Source organism: Sphingobium sp. HDIP04, assembly GCF_000445085.1.
In the GTDB taxonomy this organism is placed as follows: Bacteria; Pseudomonadota; Alphaproteobacteria; order Sphingomonadales; family Sphingomonadaceae; genus Sphingobium; species Sphingobium indicum.
Genome location: NZ_ATDO01000006.1, coordinates 1 through 2432 on the forward strand (window position 1 = coordinate 1; position 2432 = coordinate 2432).

The following is a 2432-nucleotide window of genomic DNA, read 5'->3' on the forward strand; positions in this document are numbered from 1 at the left end:
GGGGCCGCGGCGGCCCGCTTCACGGGGGAGGCGGGGTCCAGTTTCGAGAGCTTCGTGGAAGAGGGCGGCAAGGTGCTGCGCGTGGTGCTGGTGGGCACCGGCGCGGGCAGCGACGCGGATCATGAGCGCGCCGGCAGCGCGCTGACGGCGCGGCTCGCGACCAGCGGCGCGACCCACGCGGCGGTGGAATTCTTCGGCGGCGCGAGCGGGGAGAGCGCGGCGGCGCTGGCCTTCGGCGCGTCGCTGCGCGGCTGGCGGATCGACACCTATCGCACGCGCCAGGCAGAAAAGGCCAAGCCGACCCTCAAGCAGATCACGCTGGTTTCGAGCGATGCCGGGGCCGCCTGGGAACGCCGGTCGGCGGTCGCGGCGGGCGTGGCCTTCACCCGCGAACTGGTGTCGGAACCCGCCAACATCCTCTATCCCGAGAGCTTCGTCGAACGGTGCAGGCATCTGGAGCAATTGGGCGTCAAGCTCACCGTGCTGGACAAGGCGGCGATGACCGACCTGGGCATGGGATCGCTGCTGGGCGTGGCGCAGGGTTCGGCGCGCGAGCCGCGCCTGCTGGCCATGGAATGGGACGGCACGGGTGGCGCGGCCGAAAAGCCGCTGGTCTTCGTCGGCAAGGGCGTGACCTTCGACACCGGCGGCATCTCGCTGAAGCCCGGACCGGGCATGGAAGACATGAAGTGGGACATGGGCGGCGCGGGCGCGGTCGCGGGCGCGATCAAGGCGCTGGCCGGGCGCAAGGCGAAGGTGCGCGTCGTCGGCATTTGCGGGCTGGTGGAGAACATGCCGGACGGCAACGCGCAGCGTCCGGGCGACATCGTCACCTCCATGTCCGGGCAGACGATCGAGGTGCTGAACACCGACGCCGAAGGGCGGCTGGTGCTGTGCGACGTCATCACCTGGGCGCAGAAGACCTATGCGCCGGAGGTTATCATCGACCTTGCGACCCTGACCGGGGCGATGATCATTTCGCTGGGCAATGAATATGCGGGCATCTTCGCCAATGACGACGGGCTGGCCGACGACCTGATCGCGGCGGGCAAGGCGGCGGGCGACCAGTTGTGGCGCTTCCCGCTGGGGGACGCCTATAACAAGCTGATCGACAGCCCGATCGCCGACATGAAGAATATCGGCCCGCGCTATGGCGGGTCGATCACCGCGGCGCAGTTCATCAAGCGCTTCGTCGACGAGGGCGTGAAATGGGCGCATCTCGACATTGCCGGCATGGTCTGGGCCGACAAGCCGGGCGCGACCTGGGACAAGGGCGCGACCGGCTATGGCGTGCGCCTGCTCGACCGCTATGTCGCGGATAAATTCGAGCAATAATGCAGGTCGATTTCTACCAGCTCAGCCGCGATCCCGTGGAACAGGTGCTGCCCGCCATAGCGGGCCGCATCCTGGACATGGGCGCGCGCCTGCTGGTGGTGGCGCGGGAGCCTGAACGGTTGGAGCGGATCTCAGCCGGACTATGGGCCGGGCCGCCGGAGAGCTTCCTGGCGCATGGCCGGGCGGGCGATGATGCCGAATCGGTGCAGCCGGTGCTGCTGGCGCAGCATTGCCCGGCCGCCGATCTGGTCGCCAACGGGGCACGGCATGTCGCATTGGCCGACGGCCTATGGCGCGAGGAAGCGCTGGGTTTCGAGCGCGCCTTCTACTTCTTCGACGCCGAAACCATCGACGGGGCGCGGGCAAGCTGGCGCGAACTCGCCAAGCGGGAAGGCGTGATCCCCCGCTTCTGGCGGCAGGAAGGACGCAAATGGGTGCAAGGCCCGTAGCGGGGACCGGAATCCACCCCCTCTTGCGATAGCCATCCGCCCGGTCTAAAGGGCGCGCCAACTCATCCCAACAATTCGGAGCTTTTGAGCCTCATGGCCGTCACCCGCACCTTTTCGATCATCAAGCCCGACGCGACCCGTCGCAACCTGACGGGCGCCGTGACCAAGAAGCTGGAGGAGGCGGGTCTGCGCGTCGTCGCTTCGAAACGCATCCGCATGAGCCGCGAACAGGCCGAGGGCTTCTACGCCGTCCACAAGGAACGCCCCTTCTTCGCCGATCTGGTCGCCTTCATGATCTCCGGCCCGGTGGTCGTGCAGGTTCTGGAAGGCGAGGACGCGGTGAAGCGCAACCGCGACATCATGGGCGCCACCAACCCGGCCAATGCCGATGAAGGCACCATCCGCAAGGAATATGCCGAATCGATCGAGGCCAATTCGGTCCACGGTTCGGACAGCGAGGAAAACGCCGCGATCGAGATCGCCTATTTCTTCAAGCCCGACGAAATCGTCGGCTGATCCGACGCGATATTTTGAGAGAAGGGGTCGGGGCGCCTGCTTCCGACCCCATTTCGTGGCCGCTTTGGGTGGAGAGCGGACCTTCCCCCTCCCGCAAGCGGGAGGGGGTTAGGGGGTGGGCTGGCGCAACAT

Annotated in this window: 3 protein-coding genes; all 3 read left to right on the plus strand. The window is 67.2% G+C overall.

The window, feature by feature from the left end; translation table 11 throughout:
* Window positions 1–1335, plus strand: a 1335-nt coding sequence (locus L286_RS25230; RefSeq protein ID WP_021222900.1) for a leucyl aminopeptidase, incomplete at its 5' end; no start/stop codon positions are given.
* A complete protein-coding gene (locus L286_RS25235) occupies window positions 1335–1784 on the plus strand; it encodes a DNA polymerase III subunit chi (protein ID WP_020818271.1) in 450 nt (149 codons plus the stop codon). The genes L286_RS25230 and L286_RS25235, both read left to right, overlap by 1 nt.
* Before the next feature lie 93 nt (window positions 1785–1877).
* Window positions 1878–2300: a nucleoside-diphosphate kinase gene (gene ndk / locus L286_RS25240; protein WP_007684133.1), complete on the plus strand. Its 423-nt coding sequence runs from the start codon at window positions 1878–1880 to the stop codon at window positions 2298–2300.
* The last annotated feature ends 132 nt before the right edge of the window (window positions 2301–2432 follow it).